Source organism: Stenotrophomonas sp. ESTM1D_MKCIP4_1, assembly GCF_003086895.1.
Classification (GTDB): domain Bacteria; phylum Pseudomonadota; class Gammaproteobacteria; order Xanthomonadales; family Xanthomonadaceae; genus Stenotrophomonas.
Genome location: NZ_CP026004.1, coordinates 2,946,094 through 2,968,465 on the forward strand (window position 1 = coordinate 2,946,094; position 22,372 = coordinate 2,968,465).

At 68.4% G+C, this 22,372-nt stretch carries 17 protein-coding genes; 1 reads left to right on the forward strand and 16 read right to left on the reverse strand.

Going from position 1 to position 22,372, the window contains the following annotated elements:
- Positions 1 to 20 precede the first annotated feature (20 nt).
- The 3 genes from trpA to trpB are packed head-to-tail and all read right to left on the reverse strand — an operon-like array spanning position 21 to position 2,735.
- Positions 21 to 830 (reverse strand): tryptophan synthase subunit alpha, encoded by an 810-nt coding sequence (trpA, locus tag C1924_RS13565; protein WP_108765771.1) that lies wholly within the window; start codon positions 828 to 830, stop codon positions 21 to 23.
- A gap of 1 nt (position 831) precedes the next feature.
- Positions 832 to 1,521 carry a hypothetical protein gene (locus C1924_RS13570; RefSeq protein ID WP_108765772.1) on the reverse strand — a complete coding sequence of 230 codons (690 nt, stop codon included), beginning with the start codon at positions 1,519 to 1,521 and terminating at the stop codon, positions 832 to 834.
- The gene (gene trpB / locus C1924_RS13575) at positions 1,518 to 2,735 is read right to left on the reverse strand and encodes a tryptophan synthase subunit beta (protein WP_108765773.1); all 1,218 of its coding nucleotides are present in this window, start codon (positions 2,733 to 2,735) and stop codon (positions 1,518 to 1,520) included. The genes C1924_RS13570 and trpB overlap by 4 nt, the downstream gene beginning before the upstream one ends.
- Positions 2,736 to 2,832: 97 nt before the next feature.
- Between trpB and C1924_RS13580 the strand changes: the two genes are divergently transcribed.
- Entirely contained in the window at positions 2,833 to 3,717 is an 885-nt protein-coding gene (locus C1924_RS13580) for a LysR family transcriptional regulator (RefSeq protein WP_108765774.1), read from the forward strand.
- A 111-nt stretch (positions 3,718 to 3,828) separates the two neighbouring features.
- On the opposite strand, the gene C1924_RS13585 is transcribed toward C1924_RS13580, so the two are convergent.
- The 13 genes from C1924_RS13585 to prmB form a co-directional block, all read right to left on the reverse strand.
- Positions 3,829 to 4,938: a toxic anion resistance protein gene (locus C1924_RS13585; protein ID WP_108765775.1), complete on the reverse strand. Its 1,110-nt coding sequence runs from the start codon at positions 4,936 to 4,938 to the stop codon at positions 3,829 to 3,831.
- A 44-nt stretch (positions 4,939 to 4,982) separates the two neighbouring features.
- Positions 4,983 to 5,690: a hypothetical protein gene (locus C1924_RS13590; RefSeq protein ID WP_108765776.1), complete on the reverse strand. Its 708-nt coding sequence runs from the start codon at positions 5,688 to 5,690 to the stop codon at positions 4,983 to 4,985.
- Complete coding sequence (locus C1924_RS20680; protein WP_108765777.1) at positions 5,687 to 11,095, reverse strand: DNA repair ATPase; 5,409 nt, start codon at positions 11,093 to 11,095, stop codon at positions 5,687 to 5,689. Before C1924_RS20680 ends, C1924_RS13590 begins: the two co-directional genes overlap by 4 nt.
- An 84-nt stretch (positions 11,096 to 11,179) precedes the next feature.
- Entirely contained in the window at positions 11,180 to 13,198 is a 2,019-nt protein-coding gene (locus C1924_RS13600) for a hypothetical protein (protein ID WP_108765778.1), read from the reverse strand.
- Positions 13,198 to 13,869 (reverse strand): OB-fold-containig protein, encoded by a 672-nt coding sequence (locus C1924_RS13605; RefSeq protein WP_108765779.1) that lies wholly within the window; start codon positions 13,867 to 13,869, stop codon positions 13,198 to 13,200. The genes C1924_RS13600 and C1924_RS13605 overlap by 1 nt, the downstream gene beginning before the upstream one ends.
- Before the next feature lie 187 nt (positions 13,870 to 14,056).
- Complete coding sequence (locus tag C1924_RS13610; RefSeq protein ID WP_108765780.1) at positions 14,057 to 14,713, reverse strand: phosphoribosylanthranilate isomerase; 657 nt, start codon at positions 14,711 to 14,713, stop codon at positions 14,057 to 14,059.
- Complete coding sequence (truA, locus tag C1924_RS13615; RefSeq protein WP_108765781.1) at positions 14,710 to 15,480, reverse strand: tRNA pseudouridine(38-40) synthase TruA; 771 nt, start codon at positions 15,478 to 15,480, stop codon at positions 14,710 to 14,712. Before truA ends, C1924_RS13610 begins: the two co-directional genes overlap by 4 nt.
- A gap of 35 nt (positions 15,481 to 15,515) precedes the next feature.
- The gene (locus tag C1924_RS13620; RefSeq protein ID WP_108765782.1) at positions 15,516 to 15,875 is read right to left on the reverse strand and encodes a VOC family protein; all 360 of its coding nucleotides are present in this window, start codon (positions 15,873 to 15,875) and stop codon (positions 15,516 to 15,518) included.
- Between the two features lie 23 nt (positions 15,876 to 15,898).
- Positions 15,899 to 17,908: a FimV/HubP family polar landmark protein gene (locus C1924_RS13625; RefSeq protein ID WP_108765783.1), complete on the reverse strand. Its 2,010-nt coding sequence runs from the start codon at positions 17,906 to 17,908 to the stop codon at positions 15,899 to 15,901.
- A gap of 207 nt (positions 17,909 to 18,115) precedes the next feature.
- Positions 18,116 to 19,144, reverse strand: coding sequence for an aspartate-semialdehyde dehydrogenase (locus C1924_RS13630; RefSeq protein WP_108765784.1), 1,029 nt, complete (start codon positions 19,142 to 19,144; stop codon positions 18,116 to 18,118).
- 90 nt (positions 19,145 to 19,234) lie between these two features.
- The gene (locus C1924_RS13635; protein ID WP_108765785.1) at positions 19,235 to 20,272 is read right to left on the reverse strand and encodes a D-glycerate dehydrogenase; all 1,038 of its coding nucleotides are present in this window, start codon (positions 20,270 to 20,272) and stop codon (positions 19,235 to 19,237) included.
- Positions 20,265 to 21,368, reverse strand: a complete 1,104-nt coding sequence (gene aroC, locus C1924_RS13640; protein WP_108765786.1) for a chorismate synthase — start codon at positions 21,366 to 21,368, stop codon at positions 20,265 to 20,267. The genes C1924_RS13635 and aroC overlap by 8 nt, the downstream gene beginning before the upstream one ends.
- Positions 21,365 to 22,294 carry a 50S ribosomal protein L3 N(5)-glutamine methyltransferase gene (gene prmB / locus C1924_RS13645; RefSeq protein ID WP_108765787.1) on the reverse strand — a complete coding sequence of 310 codons (930 nt, stop codon included), beginning with the start codon at positions 22,292 to 22,294 and terminating at the stop codon, positions 21,365 to 21,367. Before prmB ends, aroC begins: the two co-directional genes overlap by 4 nt.
- Positions 22,295 to 22,372: the final 78 nt, after the last annotated feature.

The following is a 22,372-nucleotide window of genomic DNA, read 5'->3' on the forward strand; positions in this document are numbered from 1 at the left end:
ACCCGTGGCGCATGCGTGGGTCACGCGTCCAGCGCCTGCCGCAGCGGGGCCAGGAAGGCGCCCGCGCGCTGGGCGGCTTCAGCGACCGAGGCGGCATCGGCCAGCGCCGCCACCAGGGCACTGCCGACCACCACGCCATCGGCCTGGCGGGCCATGGCGGCGGCGCTGGCGGCATCCTTGATGCCGAAGCCGGCCACCACCGGCACGCTGGCGCGCGCGCGCAGGGCCTGCAGCCGTGCACTGGCAGCATCGCTGTCCAGGCGCTCGGACGCGCCGGTGACCCCGGCGAAGCTGACGTAGTAGAGGTAGCCCCGGGCCAGTGCAAGCAGCTTGTCGGCGCGCGCCTCGCTGGTGGTCGGCGAGGCCAGCAGGACCAGCGCCAGACCGGCGGCATCGAAGGCCTGCTGCGCTTCGCCGGCTTCTTCCGGCGGCAGGTCCACCAGCAGCACACCGTCCACGCCGGCCTTGACCGCGTCCGCCGCGAAGGCAACGTAGCCGTGGATCTCCACCGGGTTGAGGTAGCCCATCAGCACCACCGGGGTCTGCGCATCACGTTCACGGAACTGCGCCACCGCCTGCAGCACATAGCGGCTGCCGGCACCACGGGCCAGCGCGCGTTCGGAACTGCGCTGGATGGTCGGGCCATCGGCCATCGGATCGGAGAACGGCACGCCCAGTTCGATCACATCGGCGCCGGCCTCGACCAGCGCATGCATGACCGGCACGGTCGCCTCCAGCGACGGATCGCCAGCGGTGATGAACGGGATCAGCGCCTTGCGCTGCTGCTCGCGCAGGCGCTGGAAACAGGCATCGAGTCGGGATACGGACATGTCAGGTACATCCTTCGATCAGGTCAACGGCGCCACTGGCGCCCCAGTACATTCGGGAAACGGTGCCGTCGACGATCTCCACGCGGATCGCCAGGTCGGAACCAGGGTCCTGCCAGAGCAGGGTTTCGCCGGCTTCGGCATCGTCACCGTAGGGCCGCGCGATGGTGCCCCGTGGCAGCCGCTGCAGCGCCTGCGCGCGCGGCATGTCAAGGCGCAGGCCGAACGGCCCGGGCTGCACCACCACCTGGCCCGAGTCGTCGATGGGGGCCAGGTCGAAGCGCACCACGTCGCCGTCCTGCACCATCATCGCCACGCCTTCGGGCAGCGTGCCGCGCTCGTAATACTCGCAACGCCCGGCCGTGGCCTCGCCCAGCCCGGCCGAATGCCACTGCGCCTCGTCCTGCAGTTCGCTGAAGGGCTGGCCGATCAGCACCTCGCCCGCATGGTCCAGCGCGACCGAGACCACTGCAGGGGCGGTTTCGTCATCGGCATCGCTGTCGGCGGCGGGCGCCGATGCATCCTCGATGGGACGATGCGCGGCGTCATCATCGTTGCTGGCCACCTGGCGTGCCGGGGCAATCGCTGCAGGCGATGCCGGCGCGGGCGCCAGCACCGGCGGATCGGGTGGCGTGCAGCCCCCCAGCCCCACCGCCAGCACCAGCGCGCCACCATGGCGCAGCATGTAGTTCACAGCACCAGGCCTTCGCGCGCCGCGATGGTGTGCACGTCCTTGTCGCCACGGCCGGACAGGTTGCACAGCACGATCTGGTCGCGCGGGCGTTCGCGTGCCAGCTTGATGGCCTGGGCCAGCGCATGGCTGGATTCCAGTGCCGGCAGGATGCCTTCGGTATGCGCCAGCAGGTGGAAGGCCTGCAGGGCTTCTTCGTCGGTGATGCCCAGGTAACGTGCACGGCCGCTGTCGGCCAGGAAGGCGTGCTCCGGGCCGACGCCGGGGTAATCCAGGCCGGCCGAGACCGAATGGGTCTCGATGATCTGGCCATCGTCGTCGCACAGCACGTAGGTGCGGTTGCCGTGCAGCACGCCGGGGCGGCCGGCGGCGATGGAGGCGGCGTGGCGACCGGTATGGATGCCGTCACCGGCCGCTTCGGCGCCGAAGATCTCGACCTGGCGGTCGTTGAGGAAAGCATGGAACAGGCCGATGGCGTTGCTGCCGCCGCCGACGCAGGCGGTGATCGCATCGGGCAGGCGGCCGTACTCGGCCAGCATCTGTTCGCGTGCTTCGCGGCCGACGATGGCGTTGAAGTCACGCACCATGCGCGGGTACGGGTCCGGGCCTGCGACGGTGCCGATGATGTAGAAGGTGTCCTGCACGTTGGTCACCCAGTCGCGCATCGCTTCGTTGAGCGCGTCCTTCAGGGTGGCCGAACCGGAAGTGACCGGCACAACCGTCGCGCCCAGCAGCTTCATGCGGTAGACGTTGATCTTCTGCCGCTCGATGTCGGTAGCGCCCATGTAGACGACGCATTCCAGGCCCAGGCGCGCGGCGACGGTTGCACTGGCCACGCCGTGCTGGCCGGCGCCGGTCTCGGCGATGATGCGTTTCTTGCCCATCCGCGCGGCCAGCAGGGCCTGGCCGATGGTGTTGTTGATCTTGTGCGCGCCGGTGTGGTTCAGGTCCTCGCGCTTGAGCAGGATCTGCGCGCCGCCGACGTGGTCGCTGAGGCGCTCGGCGTGGTAGATCGGGCTCGGCCGGCCCACGTAATGGGCCAGGTCGCGGTCGTAGGCCTGCTGGAATGCAGGGTCCTGGCGGGCCTGGTCATAGGCCTGGGCCAGTTCCTGCAGCGGGCCGACCAGGGTTTCGGCGACGAAACTGCCGCCGTAGCGACCGAAGTGGCCCTGGGCATCCGGGAAGGCGTGGTAGTCGGCAATGGGGGAGGCAGACATGGAAGCGACCGCTGGTTCGAGACAGGTTGATACTCTAGCGCACGGATGATGACCGGAATATCGATATTATCTGGCATGTATCGTCAGGAAATCTCACATGAGCACCTCCCTGCTGCCACCCCTCAATGCCCTGCGTGCCTTCGAGGCCACCGCCCGCCTGGGCGGCGTGGGCCGCGCTGCACAGGCCCTGCACGTCACCCATGGTGCGGTGAGCCGGCAGCTGAAACTGCTGGAAGACCACCTGGGCCTGCCGCTGTTCCAGCGTGCCGGGCGCGGGCTGCGCTTGACCGAGGCCGGGCAGCGCCTGCACGCGGCCTGCGGCGAGGCCTTTGCCGGCATCGAGGGCTGCGTGCGTGAACTGCGCCAGCCGGCACGATCACCGGCATTGGTGCTGGGCTGCAGTGGCAGCGTGCTGGCGCGCTGGATGATTCCGCGGCTGCCGGCATTGCAGGCCGCCCTGCCCGGGGTGAACCTGCAATGGTCGGCGCTGGACGGCGCGTTCACCGAGGCGCAGGCCGCGCTGGACGCCGTCCTGCTGCTGGCGCAGGGGCCGTGGCCGCGCGGCTGGCAGATACGCGAGCTGGCCCCGGAACGAGTGGGCGTGGTGGTGGCGCCCTCGCACCCCGCCGCGCAGCGGCTGCGCCATGTGCCGCCCGATGCGCTGCTTCACGAAACACTGCTGCACACCAGCTCGCGCCCGCAGGCATGGCCGGCGTGGGCACAGGCGCACGGGCTGGACCCGGCCCGGTTGCAGATGGGCACCGGCTTCGAGCACCTGTACTACCTGCTGGAAGCGGCGGTTGCCGGGCTGGGGCCGGCGATCGCGCCGGAGCCGCTGGTGGCCGAGGATCTGGCCGCCGGACGCCTGATCGCGCCGTGGGGGTTTTCCGCCACGGGCGGGTTCTGGGTGCTGGCGCGCCCCGATGGCCCGGCCGACCCGCGCGTGGATGCACTGGCCGACTGGGCGATGGAGCAGCTGTAGCGTCGAGCTTGCTCGACTGCATTTGCGCCAGTCGAGCAAGCTCGACTCTACCAAGCACCAAGCACGTCGAGCACGCCCGACGTTACCGGCATGATTCGCGCCGTCGCCTCTTCAGGGGGCGGTGGGGGCCGCCAGGCGCTGCTGCAGATCCTCGCGCAGGCGCGACAGTTCAACTTCAGCCTGCTGGCGCTGCTGCATGCCCTCGCGATGGATGCTGCGCACTTCCTCGACCGTGGCGATCAACTGGTCATGCACATGACGCAGCGTGGCCACGTCGATCACGCCGCGCTGGTTGCTGCGCGCCGTATCCACCGAAGACTGGCGCAGCAGGTCGGCATTGCGTCGCATCATCTCGTTGGTCGCATCGTCGATGGCCGTGGACAACTCGACCGCGGCCTTCTGCTCGCCCAGCGAAAGCTGGATGGCGAACTGGCGCTTCCACGACGGGATGGTGATCTCGCGCACCGTGTTGAACTTTTCGATCAACTGCAGCGCGTTGGCCTGGATCAGGCGGATCATCGGCAGCGACTGATCGGCCGCATGCTGCATAAGCTGCAGGTCGGAGACGCGCTTTTCGATCAGGCGGATCGCATTGTCGACCTCGCTCTGGCGGATGCGCTGCTGCGGATCCTCACTGCCCTGCCCCGCCAACTGCTCGGTCTGCAGCTCGGCCAGGCGCTGCTTGCCGGCAGCGGCGTACAGGCCCAGCGCATGGCGCTCCTCCCGCACGATCTCGTGCATGCGGTCGAACTCGCCCACACGCTTGCCCATCAGCGCCTGCTGCACGCCCACATCGCCCAGCAACTGCTCGATCTGCGCATTGGTATCGCTGAACTTCTGTACCAGTTCCCCCTTGGACACGCGCAGGCGATCGATCAGGCCACCGATCACCGGCACCTTGGAACGCTGGGCGAATCCATCGAGTTTCAGGCTGCGGGCGATGCGCACCACTTCGCCCAGCTTGTCACCGCTGGCATCGAGGTCACGGTTGCGTACCTGGTCCAGCAGCTGGCTGGAAAACGCCGCGGTGCGCGATGCCGCTTCGCGACCGAAGACCTGCAGGTTGCCCGGACGCAGGTCGTCCAGTTCCCTGCGGATCTCGGCGATGCGTGGCAGGTCCTCGGCCACCAGGCCCAATGCCTGCAGCGCGCCATCGTCGAGAGCGGAAGGGGTGGCCGTGGCGGGCACGAGGGTGCCCGGGTGCTGGCTGTCCTGGGTCATCGGGCAGTCTCCTTGCAGTTGGGTAAGCGGCAACGGCGGCCGGCTCAGCGCAGTCTAGCCTGAGCCGCCGCAACCTCGTCATCGATCTGTGCATGCAGCGCGGCCACCTGCCCGGCACGGACGGCGCCGGTCGCGGCCTGCGCGGCCAGTGCAGCCTGCCGCCACGCCGGCAGCAGGACATCGTGGATACGGGCGAAGCGCTGCAGCAGCACCTCGTCCTGGTCCTGCAGCAGCTGCCATTGCCCGGCGTCGATGCGCCGCAGCGCCGCCAGGCGCTGCAGGTGGTCGATGCGGGGCGCCAGCGCGGCCTGGCCGCCGTCTTCAAGCATCGGCAGCCAGGCTGCGGCGGCATCCGCCCAGGCCTGCAGGGCGTCTGCGGCCTGCTCCGCTGCGCGGATGGCGGTGGCACGCGGCGCCATCTGCTGCTGCAGCTGGTGCGCCTGCTCGCGCGCCTGAAGGGCGAGCACCCCCAACTGCGCCTGCAACCCGCGCCCTTCTGCTTCACGTTCCACATCGCGGCCCAGCAGGCGGCCCCACCAGCTTTCCTGGCGGCGCAGGCGCGCCGGATCGGCCGCCTGCAGGGCCAGCGCAATGCGTGCGAGCGCCGAGACCAGTCCGTCGCCGGCCGCCTCGGGCAATGCCACGTCGCGCGCCGCCAGCGCCTGCAGCAACGGCGCGCCGTAGTCGGCCAGCTGTGCGACATCGACCGTGTCCGGCCGTTGCGGCTCTGGCAGCGGCGCAGCGTCGGTCATGGCAACGGCGGCGGCATCGGTGTGCTGTCAGCCGACCCACCGTCGGCGGCATCCGCCGGCAGCGACTCGCCGTAGAAATGGCGCATCAGCGCTTCATCCAGCGCGCGCTCCTCCGGCGTGCTGGCCCGGCGCACGCGCGGACGACGCACTGCGGTGGCACTGTTGCCAGCCGCACCTTCAACCTGCTGCCGCGCCCACCCGGCGAACGCGGCCAGGGTCTGCGACACCTGCGCCTGTTGTGCCTGCGAGGCAGCCAGCAGCTGCACCAACGGCGCCAGCCCGGCCTGCAGATCGTCGGCCAGCGGCGTGGCCGCTGCACTGGGCGCAGCGATCGCCACCGGCTCGGCGACCGGGACCGGTGCGGCCGCCGCCGGGCGCACCTCGGCCAGGCGCTGCAGGGCTTCAAGCAACGCGGGCCAGGGTGCCGGCTCCGCCGCGGAAACCGGCGCGGGCGGCGGCGGCAGCTGCAGGGCCGTGGCGATGTCGGCCAGCTGTGCGACCACACGCCCACCGACATCGCTGTCGTCGGCACCCATGGCCTTGTTGCGCAGGAAATCTCGCTTGATCTGCGCCCAGCGCTGCGCCTGCGCGTCGTCCAGCACACCGCGCAGCTCGCCCAGCTTCAGCAGGTTCTCCTCGGCCCCGGTGGTCAGCAGCTGCGCCTCGCCCAGGTAGTGGTCGGAGATCAGCTGCTGCAGCTCGTCCTCGTTCATCACCGGCGAGATTTTCTCGGCCAGCTTGTTCATGTTGCGGTAGCTGCCCTGCAGGCGGAACGGCGGCTCGGTGCGGTAACGATCATCCTGTGCGGCGCTGGCGATGTACTGCTGGTTGACCCGGTAGACCACATCGCGCACGCGCAGCATGCGCTGCAGGGTGGCGGTGATCTCGTTGATCTCCGCACCGCTGTAGGCGTGACTGAGCCCGTTGGTGGACACGTCCTTGCCCATCGCCCGGTCGACCAGCAGGTACAGATCGGCCATGTCACGGGTGGCCAGCGGTGCCAGTACCGGGTTGGACGTCAGGCTGTTCTCGATGTAGCTGAGCGTGAACGCAGCTTCCATGCCCCCCAGCACATCGCCGAGGTTGTAGATGTCGGCACGGTTGGCCAGCATGTCCGGAATCTTGAACACCTCGCCGGACTCGGTATACGGGTTGCCGGCCATCACCACGCAGAACTTCTTGCCACGCATGTCGTACGTGCGCGTGCGGCCACGCCACACGCCTTCGATGCGGCGGGTGCCATCGCACAGGGAGATGAACTTCTGCAGGAACTCGGGATGGGTGTGCTGGATGTCGTCGACATACAGCATGGTGTTGTTGCCCATCTCCAGGGCCAGGTTGAGCTTTTCCAGCTCCTGCCGCGAGGTGGCGTCGGGCGCCTGTTCCGGGTCCAGCGAGCGCACGTCGTGGCCCAGCGCCGGGCCGTTGATCTTCATGAAGACCAGGCCCAGCCGGTGTGCCACGTATTCCATCAGCGTGGTCTTGCCGTAGCCCGGTGGCGAAATCATCATCAGCAGGCCCATCAGGTCGCTGCGCTTGTTCTCGCCCACCGTGCCCATCTGCTTGGCCAGGTTGTCGCCGATGACGCCGAGGTAGACGTCGTTGATGAGCTTGTTGCGGACGAAGGAGGACAGCGGCCGCGCCTTGAATTCGGACAGGCGCAGGGTCTGCCGCTCGCGGTTGATGATGCCCTGGCGCACGGCCTGGTAGGCGTGGAATGCGGGCACGAACTGCTGCACGTGTGCCTGCAGGCGGGCCAGGAAATCATCCAGCGACAGCGCCAGCGTGCCCTGCTGGATGCGCGGATGCTCACCCAGCAGGCCGCTCACCTCCACCCGCAGCGTGGCATCACTGGCGCGGGTGCGCAGCTGGCGCTGCACCATCAACAATGCGGCAGCCTCGTCGACGTAACCGGCATGGGCGGCATGGGCCGGCAGCCGGCCCAGCGCGCGCAGCCACTGCCCGGCCAGCGCCCAGCGCAGCGACAGCGGATCCTGCCCGCGCTGCAGCGCGCGTTCCAGCGCCTCGCGCTGCCCGGCCTGCTCAAGCTGCTGCTGCAGTGCTTCCAGCAGCGCCAGCGCATGCCGGCTGCTGGCAAACACCGGGTCACCGGCGCCCAGTTCGTCCGCCAGGTAGGCGGCCGCACCTTCGATCGCGGCGGCGTCGAACGGCAGCGCCTGCGCCTGCACGAACGCTTCCAGGGCAACAGCCATTTCCGCGCGCAGCGCCTGACGGCCCTCGTCGGACCCGAACAGGCGAGCGATGGCATCGGCACCGGCCTGGCGGGCCGGCCACTGCGCCACGGCTTCGTTGCGCTGCTCGGCCGCCCAGAACAGCAGGGCCAGTGCACGCACATGTGGCGCGTGGCGCAAGGTGCCCGCCGACTGCTGCAGGGGCAGCAGTGCGCGCAGGATCAGCGCGGCATCGTGATCGTGGATGCCGCGTTCGTAGCCTTCGCGGTACCGCGGTGCGGCGAAGGCGCGTACGCGCTGGTCCAGCGCGGCCGGATCCGCTACTTCGTGCTGCAGCTGGGCCAGGTCCAGCCCATCCTGTCCGGCCTGCGCAGCCAGCAGCAGGCTGCCGGCCAGATATTCACCGCGGTAGATCGCTTCGGATTCCGAATCCAGCGTCACCGGCCAGAACGGTTTGAGCGCATCCAGTTCCGGGTCGTGCAGGGTTTCCAGGAAATCGGTGCCGGTGAGGTGGATGGCCAGCGTGTCGCCGCGCGGCAGCAGGGTCAGGTCCAGCGTCTGGGTGTTGACGCTGAAGCGGTGGCGCGGCCCGAGCCGGACCACGTTGCCACCGGCTTCATAGAGGTCACTGCGGTCGCGCAGCTGGCGCACCGCCTGGTCACGCACGCCCTTCAGGCGCGCTTCGATGTCGTCGGCCTTGACGTTGTCGCGCAACGCGCGCAGCCGCTCGGCCAGTTCGCGCAGCTTGAGGATCAGCGGATCGCCGGCAAAGAACGCGTTGAGTTCATCGGCGCTGGCAAAGCGCTCGGTGCGCTTGGCCAGCCCATCCAGGATGCGGTTGGCTGCATCGAGCACCGACCGCGCCTTGCGCTGGCGGTCGTCCAGCAGCGCCTGCTTGTGCGTCTCGAACGCCTCGACCAGTTCCTCGCGCTTGCTGAGGATGTCGCCGAGGAACTGCTCGTGCTCACCGAACTGGCTTTCCAGCTCTTCCAGCTGCACCAGCAGGCGCGACAGCTGTTCGTCGGCCTTCTCCGGGTCGCTGGCCATCGCCAGCGCACTGGTGATGGACTGCGAGAACAGCGCGAACTGCGCGGCGAACTGGGCCACGGCCTCGGCCGAACCCAGGGTGCGTCGGCGCTGTTCGGCGCGCGTGCGCGCCTGGTTCAGCCGGCCATACAGCGCCGAAATCGACTCGACCACGCGGGTGCGCGCCGTGGCATCGTCCACCTTCAGCCCGGCCATCAGCTCGGACAGCATGTCCAGGTCGGCAGCCATGCCGCGCATGCCGTCCAGCTGCTCGTCCAGCAGGCGCGCGCTGCTGGCCTGCTGGGCAGCTTCATCCAGGGCCTGCAGGCGGCTGCCCAGCGGTGCCAGTGCGGCATCGCCGGCCAGGAAGGTGCCGGTCGCGGCACCGACGCGGTCCTGTGCCTGCACCAGCTCGGCGGCCATGGCTTCGATGCGGGCGGTGTCGATGTAGCGCAGCTCGCGCAGGGTCAGCAGGCGCCCGCGCAGCGCGGTGATGTCGTTGAGTGCTTCGACGAAGGCTTGGACCTCGTTCCAGTTCTGCGGCTGCAGCCGGCCCAGCAGTGCCTTGTAGGTCGCCTCGGCCTCGACCATCGCCTGTGCCGACTGCTCGCGGATGGACTGGACCTTTTCGTACTCATCGAGCACGGACTCGCCGGTGGCACTGATCTGCCGCAGCAGTGCCTCGGCGCCATCACAGGCCTCGTCGCCCAGCCAGTGGTGTGCGTCGAACAGGCGGCGGGTGTCGGCCACCAGGCGCTGGTAGCGCTGCACCGACACATCCTCGCCTTCGATCTCGCGGGCCAGGTTGTACAGATTGGAAATGCCCCGCACCAGCTCGGCATTGCCGATGCGGCCCATGAAGGTGTTGCCGGGCGGGCGGCTGGCAGCGAACTCGTCACTGCTGAACGGGGTCTGCCACACCTGCATCGGATGGATGCGGGTGGGTTCGACGCCCTCGGCATGGAACAGCACCATGCGCCCGTCCTGCATGAAGGCGTAACCGTGGCCGAACACGGGGTTCTGCAGCACGCGCTGGATGGTGTTGTAGACGAACAGCGCAGAACGCCCACCTTCCCGCTCGTAGAAGATGTACAGCACGTCTTCGCCGTTGGGCGAGCGGATGCTGCGCTTGAACTGCATGCCTGCCATCGAGGCGTCGAAGGCCTTGTGTTCGCCGCCCTGCAGGTAATAGCCACCGGGGAAGATCACGCCGTGGTCTTCCGGCAGCTGCACGCAGGCCTGGACGATGGCGTCGTTGCGCACGATGTCGCCGGTGAGGGTGTTGTAGATCAGGCCGCGCCACAGGGTTTCGCGGTAGGGCAGCACCTTCAGCAGCAGCAGCGAACCGACACGGGCGAACTCGAACTGGGCGTCGTCCAGCGACTGGGTGCTGTCCTCCACCGGCTCGCTGTAGATGCCCTGCCCGGTTTCGGTGTTGTTCTCGACCTTGATGGTCAGGTCACCACCGGTCGTTTCCACGAACAGGGTGTCGAGGATGTTCAGATGCGAATGCCGACCGTTGACCGCGAGATCGCGGGTGGCCTTGGTCCATTCAAAATCGAACGGCGGCGGCAGTGCGATATCGCGTTCGCCGCGCGCATCGAGGTAGGTCAGTTCGCCTTCGCGGGACATCGCCCAGCGGAACACGCGCACGTCACTGCTGCGCTCACCGATCTGGAACGAGGCCAGCAGCTTGTCGCCCACCACGATCAGCTGCAGCAGGCGCGCATGCTTGTAATAGGCGTACAGCTCGTTGAAATCGTGCACGAAACCGGGCTGGTCGAGGAAGCTGCCCTTCAGCTCCAGCGACGCGACGTCGTATCCCTCCTTGCCCTGCACCAGCCGGTACAGGCCGAACACATCCTCGATGCGGGTGTGGGTCTTGAGCCCGATGAACACGTTGTAGCCGAACAACAGGCGGTCGGGCCCGACCTGGACGATGTCACGGCCGACGCAGTTGTTCTCGCTGCGGATACGGAAGCGGCCGACCACCTCCAGCCGGCTGTCGCCGAATTCCGCCAGGCGCTGGCGGTTGAGCGTCTCGGCCAGCGCCTGCAGGCGCTGGCCCTGTTCGCCCAAGCGGCGGCGCAGGACTTCGTAGGCACCGCCCTGGGCAACCGCCTGGTCGACGGTGTTGCCGCCGGCCTCCGGCGCGGTGGTTTCGGCGGACGGATGGGTTTCAGACATCAGCAGGCTTCCGGCTCACGGACGGCCGGCCGTGGTTGCGGCCGGCACGGGCGGGCGATGGCCGGATGGCCACCGCCCGATGCATCAACGGGCGCTGTCGACCACGGCGGCCGACACCGTCGGCGCCGCATCGGCATCCTCGGCGATCTGCCGCGGAGCCGGTTCGGCCACGGCCACGCCCAGGTAGCGCTGCATCAGCTCCTGCACGATCGGGCTCTTGCCGGCGAAGCCTTCAATCGACTTGCCCAGCGACACGGCCTTGACCAGATTCTCGAACATGCCGCCGTCGCCGCCGACCAGATCGATGTCGGCATTGCGCAGCGCGCTGGCAATGACGTTGGCGTTCTCGCGGGAGACTTCCTTGCCGGCCTCGATGGAGGCGAGCGCCTGCTTCAGGCTGTTGTCCAGCATCATGCGGAACTCTTCGTGGCCACGTGCCTGGTCGCTCAGCGAGGCGATGGCCTCGAACTTGCGCACCAGGCCCTCGGCTTCGGCCAGCAGCTTCTTCTGCACCACGCCGGCTTCGGCGTTGCCCAGCGATTCGGTGGCGGTGGCGCGGGCCAGGCCCATCTTCTCTTCGCCCTGCGCCTGTGCCTGCAGCGTCTCGGCCAGCACGCGGGCCTCGTTGCTGCCCTGCTTCAGGGTGGCATCGGCCTTGGCTTCGATCACGCGGGCTTCGGCAATACCGACCTTTTCGATGGCCAGCGCCGAGGCTTCACGGACCTGCGCTTCGGCCAGGCCGGGTGCGGCCTGTTCGGCACGGAACGCATCGGCCAGCAGGCGCTTGGCCTCGGCCTGCTTGCCGGCCGCTTCGTGCTCGGCCTGGGCCAGCGTGGTCAGTTCCACCGCGCGGTGCTTGGAGGCGGTCTCGCGTGCCTGGGCTTCCTTCACTTCGCGCACCAGCGCTTCCTGCGCCTTGGCTTCGGCTTCCAGGATCAGCACCTGCTTCTGGCGGTCGGCTTCGGAGACTTCGCGCACTTCCTTGATGCGTTCTTCTTCCTGGGCCACGGTCTTGTCGATGGAGATGCGTTCGCGGGTGATGTTGGCCACATCCATCTTGCCCTGCTCGACCACCTTGTCGCGCTCCACGCCCTGCAGCTGCACTTCGCGGTCGGTGGTGACCTGCTCCAGCTGGCGGGCACGTTCCACCCGCTCGGCTTCGATGGCCACCGCGCGCTGGCGGTTCTGCTCGGCCACTTCCACTTCGCGCAGGCGGTTCTGGTCGCGGATCTCGATCAGCTGCTGGGCTTCGATGCGGGCATTTTCGGACAGCTGGCGCTGTTCTTCCTGCACCTTGGCGGTCTCGGCTTCCTCGCGGGCGCGGATGGTTTCGATCTCGCGCTTCTGCCGCGCCTCGGCCTCGGCCTGCTGGCGTTCCAGGGCCAGCAGTGCTTCGCGGGCCTCGACGTTCTTCTTGGTGATGGCGAGCTTCTCGTTCTGCTCCAGCTCGTTGGTCACCACGTTCTGCGCGGCCGTCAGTTCGGTGATCTTGCGGATGCCCTGCGCGTCGAGGATGTTGAACTGGTCCAGCAGCGACTTCGGGGTCTGTTCCAGATAGTCGATGGCCACGTCTTCCAGCACATAGCCGTTCAGATCGTTGCCGATGACGGCGATGATCTCGTCGCGGAACTCCTGGCGCTTCTCGAACAGTTCGGTGAAGTCGAACTTCTTGCCGACCGTCTTCAGCGCTTCGGAGAACTTGGCATTGAACAGTTCATCCACCGCGTGCTTGTCCGAGGCACGGTCGGCGCCGATGGCCTTGGCCACGCGCAGCACGTCGGCCTGGGTTTCGTTGACCCGCAGATAGAAGGCCACGGCGATGTCGGCACGCATGTTGTCGCGGCAGATCAGGCCTTCCTTGCCGCGGCGGTCGATCTGCAGGGTGATCAGGCTGATGCGCATCAGCTCGGCGCGGTACAGCACCGGGATGATGAGTGCACCGGTGAAGTGCACCTTGGGCGTGGCACTCATGTCGTTGACGATCAGGGCCACGCCCTGGTCGACCTTGCGGTAGAAGGCCTTGAACAATCCCGCCAGGCCCAGCAGCAGGCCTACAACGACGATGATCCCGATCAGGAAGGGGGCCGCGCCAGCGAAACTCATCAGTGATTCTCCTTGTTGCCCGGAAGCAGGTTGTCCTGGAAATCGAGGGCGACCGCATCAGCGCGGACCACCCGGTAGTAGTGCTGTTCGGCCACGTGCTCGACCAGCACGATGCGCTCTCCACGCTGCAGCTCGATGTCGCTGCGCACCTGGAGCACCAGCCCGGCGCCGCCGTCGTCCACGTTGGCGTGGCCGCTGCGGGCGTCCACCCTGGGCGAGGCGACGATGCCCACCCGGCCCAGCAGGGATGCCTGCGCGACCGGCTGCAGCCGCTGCAGGAACTGGCGGATGGGCCGCAGCAGCAGCGCGGTGAGCGGCACCGCCGGCAGCGGCGCGAGCACCGCCACCAGCGTGCCGAAACCCCAGCGCAGCAGGTCCGGGAGCGGCAACAGTACGAACAGATGGATGAAGTAGGTCAAGGCCCAGCCGAAGAACCCCAGCAGGGTGACCACGACCATGACCGGCACACCGCCCAGCCCGAAGCGCTGCAGCAGGGCTGACAGGCCGCTGAGGTCGCTGCCGCCATCCAGGGCACCGTCGGCGCCGAGATCGCCGAAACCGTCATCGACCAGGCCAAATGCGGCAAGCCCCCAATAGACCAGCGATACCGCCAGCACGATGCTGTACGGCAGGGTCGGGTAACCGAACACGACGGTGAGGAATTCCTGCATCGCTTTGCCTTCCCGGGCTGTGGGCGCGTGGTGCCCGTTCGGAATCCGCCGGAGGCGGTTCCGTCGATCCCACCAGGGCCTTCATGGCCATGGCTTCCCTTCCATCCTATGTGAAGAGGACGTGCAGGGACAAATGTGAAGACGCGTGCCGCCCGCAGGCGGTCACGCGTTCGAGGTCATGCCGGGGTCATTCCAGCACGGTGCAGTCGGCACTGCGGACCTCTTCGACGAACGTGCGCATCTTGTAACCATCCTTGATGCCGGGCTCGCTCTCGATGCCGCTGGAGACATCCACACCCCACGGCAGCGTCGCCAGGATCGCTTCCTTCACGTTTTCCGGGTTCAGCCCGCCGGCAAGCAGGAACGGGCGGTGCAGGCCCGTCGGGATGCGGGTCCAGTCGAAGGCCACGCCGGTACCGCCACCGCCACCCGGCGCGTGGCTGTCGAACAGGAAGCCGGCCGCGCTGGGATAGCGCAGCTGCAGGGTGCGCGCGTTGACCTCTTCGCGCCCCCCCATGGCGATGGCTTTCAGATACGGCATGTTGAAGCTGCGGCAGAAGCTTTCATCTTCTTCGCCATGGAACTGCAGCAGGGTCGGACGCACGGTGCGCAGCACCTCACGCACTTCTTCCTTGCTGTTGTTGCGGAACAGGGCGACCACATCCACCATCGGCGCGATCGCCTGGCGCATTGCGCGGGCTTCGGCCGGCGCCACCCGCCGGCTGCTTTCACGGGCAAAGATGAAACCCACCGCGTCCACGCCCAGTTCGCCGGCCAGGCGCACATCGCCCGCGCGGGTCATGCCACAGAACTTGATGCGGGTACGGTAGTAGGAGCGGCTCATAAAGTGACCTCGGCAGGCAGTTGCCAGTTGTCGGGGTACAGCGGCCCCAGGAACACCAGCCCTTGCGGAGGTGCAGTGGGGCCGGCAACGGTTCGGTCGCGTCCTGCCAGCAGCTCGGCGATCCATTCCACCGGTTTCTCGCCGCTGCCAACCAGGATCAGCGAACCGACGATATTGCGGACCATGTGATGAAGGAATGCATTGCCTCGTACGGCCACCTCGATGACCTCGCCCTGCCGGCTCACCTGCAGTGCCTGCACTTCACGCCGCGCATGCAGCGCCTGGCACTGTACCGAGCGGAAGGCGCTGAAGTCGTTCTCGCCGAGCAGGGCCTGTCCGGCGGCGTGCATGAGGGTCTCGTCCAGTGCACGCCGCTCCCAGCTCAGGGTCTGCCGGTCCAGTGCCGGACGCACCTCGCGGTTGAGCAGGCGGTAGCGGTAACGGCGGGCCCGCGCCGAGAAACGGGCATGGAAATCGTCGGCCACCGGCACGCACCAGCGTACGGCGATCGAGCGCGGCAGGCGGGTGGTGGTGCCGAGCATCCAGGCGCGCGGGTCGCGCACCACGTCGGTGTCGAAATGCACGACCTGGCACTGTCCGTGCACGCCGGCATCGGTGCGGCCGGCACAGACCACCTGCAGCGGCGTATCGGCCACCGATGAAAGGGCGTGCTCCAGGCTGGCCTGGACGCTGGGTCCGCCTTCGCCCAGGTTCTGCCACCCCCTGAATTCGCTGCCGTCATATTCGACGCCGAGCGCGTAACGCATGTGCTGCTACCTCGATGTTGCGGGTGGCGCGGCGCTCAGGCCGGGTCGCGTTCGGACCAGACCGCCAGTTCGTTGCCACCGGGCTCGACGAACTGGAAGCGGCTGCCACCAGGGAAAGAGAAAACGGGCCGGACGATCTGCCCACCGGCCGCACGGACGGCCGCTTCGACCGGTGCCAGCTGATCGGCATACAGCACCAGCAGCGGCGCGCCGGTCTCGGCACGCTGCGGCTGGCCACGGAAGAAGCCGCCCTGCAGACGGCCATCGTCGAAGGCGGTGTAGTCCTCGCCATAGTCGACGAAGGACCAGCCGAACACGGCCTCGAAGAAGGCGCGGCTGGCCGCCGGATCGGTCGAGGCGAATTCGACGTAGTCGATGCGGTTGTCACGGGTCATGGGCAGCGCCTCCGGTCCTGGGGTCAGTCCAGCCGGGCGAGCAGTTCGCGCGCCTGGGCCTGGCAATGCACGTCGCCGTCGGTGGCGACTTCCTCCAGCAGGGTGCGCGCGGTCTGCGCATCCCCCAGATCCAGGTAGGCGATGGCCAGTTCCAGGCGCTCCTGGCCCGGGCGCGGGGCCCAGTCGTGGCCGCTGGATTCATGGGTCGGCGCCGCATCGTCCGCGGCTTCCGCCGCAGGCGTCGCATCGTCCACCGGTTCGGCCGGCAGATCGAACACGCCCCGGAATTCCGGCTGCTGCTCTGCATGCAGGGCGTAATCGGGCACGCTGGATTCGTTGGCAGGCCCAGCGGCCTGGTCGGTCGGTTCCGGCGCGGCGGGCTCAGGCTCGGGCTCGTCCCAGCGCGGCGCGTCGCTCACCGCCGGCGGCAGTTCGACGCCCTCGTCGGTGACCAGTGCGCCCACCTGCCAGGATGCCTCGGGTGCTTCAGCGACCTCGTTCCCGGGTGCAAGCGGCGCGGGTTCGGCCTTTTCGGCCTGCTCCGGGTGGAGGGGCGGCTGAGCGGAGTGATCTTCTTCGACGGCCCAGGCCGGCATCGCAGGTTCCTGTCGGCCGTCCTCCTCGTGACCAGCGGACCACGACGACTGCTCGGCCAGCGAATCCAGCGCGGCGCCCGCAGGCACCGCAGCGGCCAGGGCAACGGCATCGCCCTCCTCGCGCAGTGGCGGCAGCGGTGAAGGCTTGCGCCGGCGCAGCAGCCAGGCGGCAGCGGCGACCAGCAACAGCAGCGGCAGGCCCAGCCAGTACCACGGGGTGCCGCCAGCGGTCGTCGCGGGTGGCTGCGCCAGGCGCTGCTGGGCAGCGGCCAGATCGTTGTCCTTCATGGCAATCAGCGACTGCTGCTGCTCCTTCAGCTTCTCCAGTTCGGCCACGCGCTGCTTCAGCTCGCCGATCTCGGCATCGCGGGTGGCAACGTCTTCCCTGGCCTGCCGCAGTTGTTCATTGCCCAGCATGTCACCCTCGCTGCCGGCACCGGTGCCGGTGGTTGTGCCCGCGTGTGTGGCGTCAGACGCCAGCGCCGGAGCGATCTCAAGACGTGCCCCGGCGGAGACGGCAACGGTCGCAGCCGCAGCGTTCGCCGGGGCCGGGGCCGGGGCACCGGCGGGCTGCGGCACGGTGCGCGCCTGCCGCCACTGCGCGGCATGCTCGCGGACCAGCGCGGCGGCTTCGTTGCCATCGATCGCGGCGAGGGCATCGGCGCCGGGCACGCGCAGCACCGCGCCCTGCTTGAGCAGGTTGACGTTGCCACGGATGAAGGCTTCCGGATTGGCGCGCAGCAGGGCGATCATCGCCCGCTCGCGGCTGATCTGGTTGCCACGGGCCAGTGCACCGGCAATCTGCGAAAGGGTCTGGCCCTGCTGCACGGTGATGCTGCCATCGGCAGCGGCGGCCGGCGCGGCGGCACGCGGGCGCGGCGTGGCCGGACGGGCCGCGGCGGGCGGGGCCGCAGTCGGCGCCTGTGCGGACGGTGCCGGTGCCGGTGCGTCGCGGGTGATGGCATTGGACAGCACCCCGGCCGGGGCGACGATTTCCGGCTCGGCCACGGCCAGCGCGCTGGCCGGTGCATCAACCAGCGCGGAGTATTCGCGGACCAGGCGTCCCTGTCCCCAGTCGGCCTCGATCAGGAAGCTCAGCGACGGGGTTTCCACCGGGGCCTGCGAGGTCACCCGCACCACCGCCCTGCCCTGGCTGTTGGTGGTCAGCTCGAACTGCAGTTCACTGACCAGGCCGGTGGGCCGCTGCAGGCCGACCCGCTCGAAGGTGGCGGCCGAGGCCAGCGCGACGCGCAGGTTTTCGAGTTCGGAAGGATCGGCGGAGACCACCGGAATTTCGGCCAGCAGAGGCTGGCCGGGGCGCGACAGCACGCGGATGTCGCCCAGCCCCAGCGCCATGGCCGAGCTGCTGGCAAACGCCAGCAGCGCTGCGGAGAGAAGGATGAGCGGGCGCCTTGCGCCCCTGGCCCGTTTAGTCATGGGCGACACTATAAAGCGTGCGGACGCCGGTCCGCACGCGCCAGCGGGAGGGCCGGTCGGTAGAGTCGAGCTTGCTCGACTGTCCCAAGAGCAGTCGAGCAAGCTCGACTCTACCGAAGAGCGGGTCAACGCTGTTCGGCGGGCCGCTCCAACCATCATGGCAATGCCGGCCAGCGGCCGGCACTACCGGTGGGGCGACCGCGCGGATCAGCGCTGTTCGGCGGCCACCAGCTCGGCCAGCTGCACGGCGTTCAAGGCGGCGCCCTTGCGCACGTTGTCCGACACGATCCACAGATTCAGGCCGCGCGGGTGCGACAGGTCTTCACGGATGCGGCCGACGTACACCGCATCGGTGCCCGAGGCATGGGTGACCGGGGTCGGGTAGCCCCCGGCTTCGTGGCGATCCACCACTTCCACGCCCGGCGACTGTTCCAGCAGCGCACGCGCCTCGGCCACGGAGACCTTGTCGCGGGTCTCGATCGCCACCGATTCGGAGTGACCGTAGAACACCGGCACGCGCACCGCGGTCGGGTTCACCAGGATGCTGTCATCACCGAGGATCTTGCGGGTTTCCCAGACCAGCTTCATCTCTTCCTTGGTGAAGCCGTTGTCCTGGAAGTCGTCGATGTGCGGGATCAGATTGAAGGCGATCTGCACCGGGAAGCGCTGCGGGTCGATGTCCTGGAAGCTGAGCAGCTGGCCGGTCTGCTTGCCCAGCTCTTCCATCGCCGAACGACCACCGCCGGATACCGACTGGTAGGTGGAGACATTGATGCGCTCGATGCCGTACTTGCGGTGCAGCGGGGCCAGGGCGACCAGCATCTGCATGGTCGAGCAGTTCGGGTTGGCGATGATGCCGCGCGGACGGTTGCCGACCTGGTCCGGGTTGACCTCGGACACCACCAGCGGCACGTCGTCGTCGTAACGGAAGGCCGAGGAGTTGTCGATCACCACCGCACCGGCAGCGGCGAACTTGGGCGCGTAGTCCTTGGACACGCTGCCACCGGCCGAGAACAGGGCGATGTCCACGCCAGCGGGGTCGAAGGTGGCCAGGTCCTGGATCTTCACCTTCTGGCCTTCAAACTCGATCTCGCCGCCGGCCGAACGCTCCGAAGCGAGCAGGCTCAGGGTACCGACCGGGAAATTGCGCTCGGCCAGGATGGCCAGCATGGTCTCGCCGACCGCACCGGTGGCGCCGACGATGGCGACGTGGAAGCTGCGTTGTGCATTGCTCATGGGGGAACTCTCACGAAAACGGGAAGGGGAAAACTCACGCACGACAGCTGGGTTCGGGGAACCTCCTCAGGCGGGGCGCGCGGAGGTTCCCTATCGTTTCCCGGTTTTTTTGCCCAGCGCGGCACGCGCGGCGAAGGCCGCGTCGGCATTGATCGCGCTCGGCATGCGTGCAGGTTCGCCGACCAGGCCGAGGCCGGCCAGCAGGTTGTCCACGGCCAGCTGCACCATGGCGGTACGGGTGCCCAGCGAGGCGCTGCCGATATGCGGGGTCAGCACCACATTGCGCAGGGCCAGCAGCTCCGGGCGCACCTTCGGCTCGCCTTCATAGACATCCAGGCCGGCGGCAGCGAGGCGGCCATGGGCCAGCGCATCGGCCAGCGCCAGTTCGTCGACGATACCGCCCCGGGCGATGTTCACCAGGGTGGCCGAGGGCTTCATCTTCGCCAGTGCGGCCGCATCGATGATGTGGTGCGAGGCAGGCGTGTACGGCAGCACGGTGACCAGATGGTCGGACTGCGCCAGCAGCGTGTCCAGGTCCACGTAGGTCGCGCCCAGTGCGGCTTCGGTTTCAGCCGGCAGGCGCGAACGGTTGTGGTACAGCACCTTCATGCCGAACCCGAGCGCGCCACGGCGGGCCACGCCCTGGCCGATGCGGCCCATGCCGAGGATGCCCAGCGTGCTGCCATGGATATCGGCACCGAGCATGGTCTGGAACGACCACTGGCCCCACTGGCCGTCACGCAGCCAGCGCTCGGCTTCGGTGATGCGGCGCGCGGTGGCCATCAGCAGCGCGAAACCCAGGTCGGCCGTGGTCTCGGTGAGCACGTCCGGGGTGTTGCTGGCGAGGATGCCGGCCGCGCTCAGCGCGTCGACATCCAGGTTGTTGTAGCCGACGCCGACGTTGGCGATCACCTGCAGCTGCGCGGCATCGGCCACCTGGGCCGCGCCGACGCGCTCGTTGAGCGTGATGATCGCGCCATCGACCGAAGCCAGGCGCTCGGCGATCTGCTGCGGCGTCCACGCGGTGACGGTGTCGGTGGCCAGCAGCTGCACGCGATCGCGCAGCGGCGCGATGGCTGCGTCGATCAGCGGCTGGCTCACCCATACCGTCGGCCGGGAATCAGCCATTGATCTGCCCGGGAATGCGCGGCGTGATCGTGCCGACGTCACCGCACTGCGCACGGTGGCGCAGCGCCTGGTCCATCAGTACCAGGGCCATCATCGCCTCGGCGATGGGCGTGGCGCGGATGCCGACGCAGGGGTCGTGGCGCCCGGTGGTGACCACCTCGACCACGTTGCCTTCGGTATCCAGCGACGGACCCGGCAGGCGCAGGCTGGAGGTCGGCTTGAGGACGATGGAGGCGACCACCGGCTGGCCGGTGGAAATGCCACCGAGGATGCCGCCGGCATGGTTGCTGGCAAAGCCCTGCGGAGTGAGCAGGTCACGGTGTTCGGTGCCCTTCTGCGCGGCACTGGCAAAGCCATCGCCGATCTCCACGCCCTTCACTGCATTGATGCTCATCAGCGCGGCGGCGAGGTCGCCGTCGAGCTTGCCGTAGATCGGCTCGCCCCAGCCCGGCGGCACGTTGTCGGCCACCACGTCCACGCGCGCACCGACCGAATCACCGGACTTGCGCAGCGCATCCATGTAGGCCTCCAGCTCGGGCACCTGTCCGGCGTGCGGCCAGAAGAACGGGTTGTCCTCCACCGCCGACCAGTCGAACCCGGCCGGGCGGATCCCGCCCAGCTGCGACAGGTAGCCACGCACGGTCACGCCGAAGCGTTCGGCCAGCCACTTCTTGGCAACCACGCCGGCAGCCACGCGCATGGTAGTCTCGCGCGCGGAAGAACGGCCGCCACCGCGCGGGTCGCGGATGCCGTACTTGTGCCAGTAGCTGTAATCGGCATGGCCCGGGCGGAACTGCTGGCCGATGTTCGCGTAATCCTTGCTGCGCTGGTCGGTGTTGCGGATCAGCAGCGCGATCGGGGTGCCGGTGGTCAGGCCCTCGTACACACCGGACAGGATCTCGACTTCGTCGGCCTCGCGGCGCGCCGATGTGTGCCGGCTCTTGCCGGTGGCGCGGCGCTGCAGGTCATGGGCGAATTCGGCCGCATCCAGCGCCAGCCCCGGCGGGCACCCATCGATCACGCAGCCGATGGCCGGCCCGTGCGATTCGCCGAACGTGGTGACGGTGAACAGCTTGCCGAACGAATTGGAACTCACGGGCGCAGCGCCGCCAGTTCGGTGATGCGCGCACTGTGGGCGATCAGTTCGCGGCATTCGACCGCGAAGATGCCCATCTGGCCGACCTTGAACTCAATCCAGGCGAAGTCGACTTCCGGCAGCAGCTTGACCAGATGCTGCTCGGACTCGCCCACTTCACAGATCAGCAGGCCGTCTTCGCTCAGGTGCAGCGGCGCGTCGCGCAGGATCTTCAGCACCAGGTCCAGGCCATCGTCGCCGGCACGCAGGCCCATTTCCGGCTCGTAGGCGTATTCCTGCGGCAGGGCATCGGTCTCGTCGTTGGTGACGTACGGCGGGTTGGTGACGATGAGGTCGTAGTGGCGGCCGGTCAGGCCGTTGAACAGGTCCGACTTCAGCAGGGTGACGTTGTGCGCCTGCAGGCGTTCCTTGTTCTCTTCGGCCAGCGACAGCGCGTCATCGCTCAGGTCGACGCCGTCCACTTCCCAGTTCGGGTAGTAGTGGCCCATGGCGATGGCGATGCAGCCCGAACCGGTGCACAGGTCCAGCGCGCGGCTGACGTCACGGCCGGCCAGCCACGGCTCGAAACCGCACTCGATCAGCTCGGCGATGGGCGAGCGCGGCACCAGGGCACGGCTGTCACTCTTGAAGCTGAGCCCGGCGAACCAGGCCTCACCGGTCAGGTAGGCGGCGGGAATGCGCTCGTCGATGCGGCGCTGGAACAGCTCCAGCACACGGACCTTCTCGGCCTGCAGCAGGCGCGCCTGGCCGTAGGCCGGGCCGAGGTCATGCGGCAGGTGCAGGCTGTGCAGCACCAGCTGGGTGGCCTCGTCCAGGGCATTGTCGTAGCTGTGCCCGAAGGTCAGCCCGGCTTCGTTGAAACGGCTGGTGCCGTAGCGGATCAGGTCGATGATCGTGTGGAGTTCGGCGGCCGTTTCAGCGGTCATGGCGGTACTGCGGGCAAAGTGGCCCCCGATTATAGAGGCTGGCGCCCGCGGCGGCATCCGTTGCGACGGAAACGATCA